The 6,255-nt window shown below is 43.9% G+C and carries 4 protein-coding genes and 1 pseudogene; 3 read left to right on the forward strand and 2 right to left on the reverse strand.

The annotated features are described in order from the left end of the window. Positions 1–29: 29 nt before the first annotated feature. The gene (gene rnpA, locus DMB88_RS30050; protein WP_128104241.1) at positions 30–380 is read right to left on the reverse strand and encodes a ribonuclease P protein component; all 351 of its coding nucleotides are present in this window, start codon (positions 378–380) and stop codon (positions 30–32) included. A 419-nt stretch (positions 381–799) separates the two neighbouring features. After that, on the reverse strand, positions 800–934 hold the full coding sequence (rpmH, locus tag DMB88_RS30055; protein WP_024629517.1) for a 50S ribosomal protein L34: 135 nt from the start codon (positions 932–934) through the stop codon (positions 800–802). Positions 935–1,613: 679 nt separating this feature from the next. Here rpmH and DMB88_RS30060 point away from each other — a divergent pair. The 3 genes and pseudogenes from DMB88_RS30060 (at position 1,614) to gntK (ending at position 5,550) form a co-directional block, all read left to right on the forward strand. After that, the gene (locus DMB88_RS30060; RefSeq protein WP_128104242.1) at positions 1,614–2,288 is read left to right on the forward strand and encodes a GntR family transcriptional regulator; all 675 of its coding nucleotides are present in this window, start codon (positions 1,614–1,616) and stop codon (positions 2,286–2,288) included. Between the two features lie 296 nt (positions 2,289–2,584). Further along, positions 2,585–3,946, forward strand: coding sequence for a GntT/GntP/DsdX family permease (locus tag DMB88_RS30065; RefSeq protein WP_128104243.1), 1,362 nt, complete (start codon positions 2,585–2,587; stop codon positions 3,944–3,946). A 51-nt stretch (positions 3,947–3,997) separates the two neighbouring features. Further along, positions 3,998–5,550 (forward strand): annotated as a pseudogene (gntK, locus tag DMB88_RS30070) (gluconokinase). Positions 5,551–6,255: the final 705 nt, after the last annotated feature.

Raw genomic sequence — 6,255 nt, forward strand, 5'->3', positions numbered from 1 at the left:
CATAATTAGGAGGACAAATAAACCAAGGCTTACCTTTTATTAGGCTTCAAAAGAACCGCCTTACGCATCACATGCATCAGGCTTTTCTCCATCTCCTGATAGGTCATGTCGAGCGCACCTTTTCTGACAATAAAGATCAGATCCATTTGCGTAACAATCTCTTTCTCGTGATGCCGTATAATTTCCTTAATCATGCGTCTCATCCGGTTGCGTACGACAGCGTTTCCGATTTTCTTGCTGCATGATACACCAACTCGGAATTGCTCAGTATCTTTACGGCGGCAGCCATACACCACAAATTGATGATTGGCAAACGATTTCCCATACCGGTATACGCGGCTAAAGTCCGCCCGGTTTCGTAAACGCAGTCTTTTGTACACGGCGCTTCTCCTTGCTGTTTTCCACCATCATATATTGACGGAGGCCTCATTACTGATTTAGTATAGGCTTTCTTGAATGACAGTAAACTATCTTGATCACAACTTCATCACGAATGAATGATGACTGGTACTCCAATCAGGAACTCAATCTACTGTAATAAATATGAATCACTTGCTCTAAGCGCGAGCATAGACCCTGAATCATTATAAATTGGTCATTTTCAACCTAAGCATAATTATCCCATATATATTAAGGTATGTTTTCGAAAAGGAAGTACGCTTTCGAGAACATTCAACATACATTAAGGTTGTGCATTTGAACTCGTCGAAGTCAATTCAGACCTGATCTGTAGAAGCATCCAGCCCGAATTGATCTGATATTAAGAAAAAAAAGACCACCTCGGTGGTCTTCACATGCATTAAGCACTCAGGACTTTACGGCCTTTCAGGCGACGTGCAGCCAAAACTTTACGGCCGTTGCTCGTGCTCATTCTTTTCCGGAAACCATGAACTTTTTTACGTTTGCTAACGTTCGGTTTGAATGTAGGTCTCAATGTATTGCACCTCCTTACAAGGAAATACTTATGTGATGAATCATTTTCATCTTCACAGAAAACACCTTTATATATTTAACCACGAACAACTGGAAAAGTCAACTGAAATCCACACGACTCCTCCCTCTTTCTAAACGCCGTTGTCATCTACAATTTGGCACTCTTCCTGAACAGCTGGAATTTCCAATTGGGGCATACGGTTAACTCCCCAAAAAGTTATCCCCACCCACCTTCATAAAAATCACTGTTTTCGTGATATCAGGTTATCCACACCTCAAAATATTAATCATTACCTCATTATTATAATCTTTTAAGTTATTCACATGTGGATAATGATATTAAATTATCTGACTTGTTTGTGTCCATTCCACACAGGGTAATCTTACTGCGATTCATCGACAAAGATTTCATGCCAGATTTTCTCGAAAAATGCTCCCTTCTACTACGTATATTTAAAATTGAATGTATCCGCTTTAACGGTGAGGTTTACAAGTTTTCAAGAAAGGTGTAGGATACAAATTACATCTTGTATACAAGTATACTTATTGGTATTTCCCTGGCCTTAATGATGAATTATCGCTTTACGATTCTTGTCGATTATGATCACATATGCTCATTCAATAAACGGTTATGCTATGATCAATAGGAACTGATTATTTGAATAGGAGCGTTAGCCACTATGCTGTTTCCATCTTCTTGGTTGCAAGGTGCTTCCCGTGGGGAAGCCATTGCCTGCGAACTAAGGCTGCGTATTATTAGCGGAACCCTTCGTACTGGAGAGGTTTTATCCGAGAATCGCATTGCCGCTGATTTTGACAGTAGCCGTTCACCTGTGCGTGAGGCTTTGAGAACATTGTCTAATGAAGGACTAATTCGTCTGGAACGAATGGGCGTGGTTGTCCTCGGATTGAAAATGAAAGACGTCGAAGAGTTATATGATGTCCGTTTTCTAATTGAAAGCTTTGTCCAGCAACGGCTTGCAAGTGCCGTTCCAGAACAATTAATTACACAGCTCCATAATATCATCGACAAAATGGAGCTGGCTGGACGCCATCAAGATGCGGTTGAGTTTGCTTACCAGGATCTAACTTTTCACGAGACGATTATTGAAGCCGCTGAGCATTCCCGCATTTCGCATCTCTGGCGAAGCATCCGATATGTTGTGATGACGGTCATGTTACTTACAACGAAGCAAGTATTTAATCAAGGCGAGCAGAAAGTAAGCGCTGTAATTGAGAAGCATCGTCTGCTTATTCAAGCCCTTGAGTCAGGAGATAAAAGCTTAATTCAGGCGGGTGTACGCCAATACTTCAAGGATTCCGGCAAAACTTTACACGATAGCTTTGATGTTTGATGATCGCATGGCTGACCATTGTGATCGTCAAGCTCATCCAAACGAACAATCCCGTACAACCTGATTAATAGTGAGGTTTGCTACTTGGATTGCAATCATTTTCGAGATGAATGATTGCGCTTTAAGTTGTCGACAAGTATACCAAATGCGATTTATTTTCATTTTTGAGGCATATTAAAGGAAAATGACCACTGCTTTTTTATTTAAGGGCATGCGTAAGTTCATTCTTTACTGCATACGTGCCCGTCATTTATTTGTAAGCGTTATATACAACATGAGAAGAAGGAGCATACAACATGAGCACTCTATTTGGACTATCCCACAATGCAACTTTACTGGTATGGACATTGATCGCCATTGTTTTTCTAATCGTATTGATCTCCAAATATAAATGGAATCCATTTATCACCCTCTTATTATCTGCATTAATGCTCGGTTTACTTACAGGCATGAAACCCGCCGACGTAATCTCGTCAATTACGGGTGGTCTTGGCGGCACGCTTGGTACCATTGCAATTGTTATTGGTCTCGGTACTATGCTGGGCAAAATGATGGCTGAATCTGGCGGAGCTGAACGCATCGCTACTACCCTGGTGGATCGATTTGGTATGAAACGTGTGCACTGGGCGATGATGATCGTTGGTTTTATCGTTGGTATCCCCGTTTTCTTCGAAGTCGGTGTCATTTTGATGATTCCAATCATCTTCACCGTTGCCCGTAAAACAAATATGTCCCTGCTGCAGATTGGTATTCCTATTTTGGCTGGTTTATCCACAGTACATGGTCTCGTTCCCCCTCATCCGGCGCCTATGATTGCCATTGAAGCGTTCAGCGCAGATCTGGGAAAAACGATTTTGTACTCCCTCATAGTAGGTATTCCGACAGCGATTATTGCAGGCCCCTTGTTTGGTAAGTTTATCGGCAAAAGGGTACACACGGAACCACCCGCAGAGCTGGCTGAGCAGTTTGCGACCAAAACGAGCAGTAATCTGCCCGGATTTGGCATTACGCTCTTTACCATTTTGCTGCCGGTTATTCTAATGCTCATTGGTTCTATTGCAAGTATCATTGACCCAAATGTTACGAGTGGCTTCACAGTGTTCTGTGAGTTTATCGGCAATGAGATCATTGCCCTGCTCATTTCAGTTGTCTTCGCCCTCTTTTCGCTCGGATTTGCACGTGGTTTCACCAAGCACGATCTTTCCCGCTTCACCAGCGAATGTCTGGCGCCTACGGCGACCATTATTCTCATTATTGGTGGCGGTGGTGCCTTCAAACAGGTACTAATCAACAGTGGCGTAGGTAATGCCATTGCCGAGTTTGCCACCCATGCCAACATTAACGTGATCCTATTCGCTTGGCTTGTTGCAGCCCTGATTCGTGTAGCTACGGGTTCAGCGACCGTTGCGATGACAACCGCTGCTGGTATTGTGGCTCCGGTTCTTGCACTTACGCCAGGTGCCAACATCGAACTGGTTGTACTCGCTACTGGTGCTGGTTCACTTGTATTGTCCCACGTGAATGATGCAGGCTTCTGGATGATCAAGGAATTCTTCAATATGAGTGTCGCGCAGACGCTCAAGACGTGGACTGTTATGGAAACACTATTATCCGTCGTGGGACTGATCTTTATTTTGCTGCTAAGTACAGTAGTATAAATGAAATTTCATTAGCTTAGATAAGATCCGTAACTGGAGAAAGAAGGTTAGATTAACGTGACCAACTATATGATTGGTATAGATATCGGTACAACCAGTACCAAGTCCGTTTTATTCACGGAACAGGGTGAGGTCGTTAGTACCTCAACGCAAGAATACCCACTCTACACGCCTGCACCTGATGTTGCTGAGCAAGACCCTGAGGAGATCGTACAGGCTGCCATTCGCTCTGTACGTGGGGTCATGGATCAAAGTGGTGTTCCGGCAGAACAAGTCTTATTTGTGTCGTGCAGCTCAGCTATGCATAGTGTCATTGCAATGGGGCAAGACGACAAACCGCTAACCCGCTGCATCACCTGGGCTGATAATCGAAGTGCAGCTTGGTCGGCCAAGCTGCAAGAGAACGGAGTAGGACATCGCATCTACCTTCGGACAGGTACACCCATTCATCCGATGTCTCCGCTCACCAAATTAATGTGGCTGCGCCATGACGAACCCGATCTTTTTCAGCGCACAGCCAAATTTATCTCCATTAAAGAGTATTTGTTTTTCCGTTTATTTGGACAATATATCGTCGATCATTCCATCGCTTCCTGCACCGGACTGCTTAATTTAGAGCAGCTGGACTGGGATGCTGAGGCTCTTGCGGTAGCAGGCATTACACCCGGTCATTTATCCACACTTGTACCTACCACACATACAATAGAGGGAATGCATCACGAATGGGCTGAAAAAATGGCTCTCTCCCCTCTACAACCTTTGTTATTGGGGCAAGTGATGGGGTATTGTCCAACCTCGGCGTAAATGCTATTGAACCTGGGGTTGTCGCTGCAACCATCGGCACCAGTGGCGCTATTCGAACGGTCGTTGACCGCCCAGTTACCGACCCCAAAGGTCGGACGTTCTGTTACGCACTCACAGAGAATCTGTGGGTTATCGGTGGTCCCGTCAATAACGGTGGCATGCTGTTCCGCTGGGTGCGCGATGAATTCGCAGCGTCCGAAGTAGAAACCGCGAAGCGGCTCGGCATTAACTCCTATGACGTGCTCACCAAAATCGCCGAACGTGTTACTCCTGGATCTGAAGGACTCCTCTTTCATCCGTACCTTTCGGGCGAACGCGCCCCATTATGGAATCCAGATGCCCGTGGATCATTTTTTGGTTTAACCCTCCACCATAAGAAAGAGCATATGATCCGCGCGGTGCTTGAAGGGGTTATTTTCAATCTCTACACCGTTCTGCTCGCGATGGAAGAACAGATTGGGCAGCCTACCTCTATTCAGGCTACGGGTGGCTTTGCACGCTCTCCGTTATGGCGCCAGATGATGTCTGACATCTTCAATCAAGAAGTGGTCGTGCCTGAGAGCTTCGAGAGCTCCTGTCTTGGGGCAGTTGTCCTCGGACTTTACGCAACAGGGCGAATTAAGTCGCTTCATGCCGTTTCTTCAATGGTGGGTACAACCCATCGTCATACACCTATTAAAGAACATGCCACCCTCTATCAAGAGCTGCTGCCCATCTATATTCGCATCTCTCGTAAGCTACAAGAGGAATATGCCGATATTGCCGAATTCCAGCGTAAGATGTCTGCTGCTCATCTATAGATAGTTTGATGATCTGACTTATTTCGCATTCTAAAAGCAAGAGCCAACAACCGATCGGTTGTTGGCTCTTCTTCTTTATCTATGTAACTGAATATCTCATCTTCCTCTATTACCATCTCTATGTCTTATTATCGCAATTTCAATCAACCTCTATCCTCTCGGATACCTTCTTTTCAATCACCAATAAGCCTCATAGAGATGAAGAACACCTGCAAGGAACACCCCTAAGTAATTTCCGCGTCCAAAATAACTCATATTCACTTTTCAGTTATCCACAATCATGTTATTCACAAACGAAGAATACTTTTACACACATTTTGGCATCATTTGACGGATAACCTGTGTATAAAATAATTTCGACTTTAGGGTTGCCATGTCGAAACTTAAACAAATTATAAACAATATATTGTGTTGTGGTTAAAAATTATACACAAGTTATTGAATTTGTGGATAAAATCACGTGATACGTTGAAATGCGGGGCTTCTTTTGCTATGATTGTATTACTTTTGGATGTGAATATGTGATCTGACCCATAATATTATCAACAGCCTGTGGATAAAGTTGTGAACAATTTTCCGTTGTTCCTTCTTTTTTTGTTTTCGACCTGCGGGGGTTTGGGGATAAATTCAGGCAATATATCTCGTATTTCGACACTGCAACATGGCTTAAGCCACACTTGGAACATGTAAAAGGAGTGACAGTCT

The sequence above is a fragment of the Paenibacillus sp. DCT19 genome, assembly GCF_003268635.1.
Classification (GTDB): domain Bacteria; phylum Bacillota; class Bacilli; order Paenibacillales; family Paenibacillaceae; genus Paenibacillus.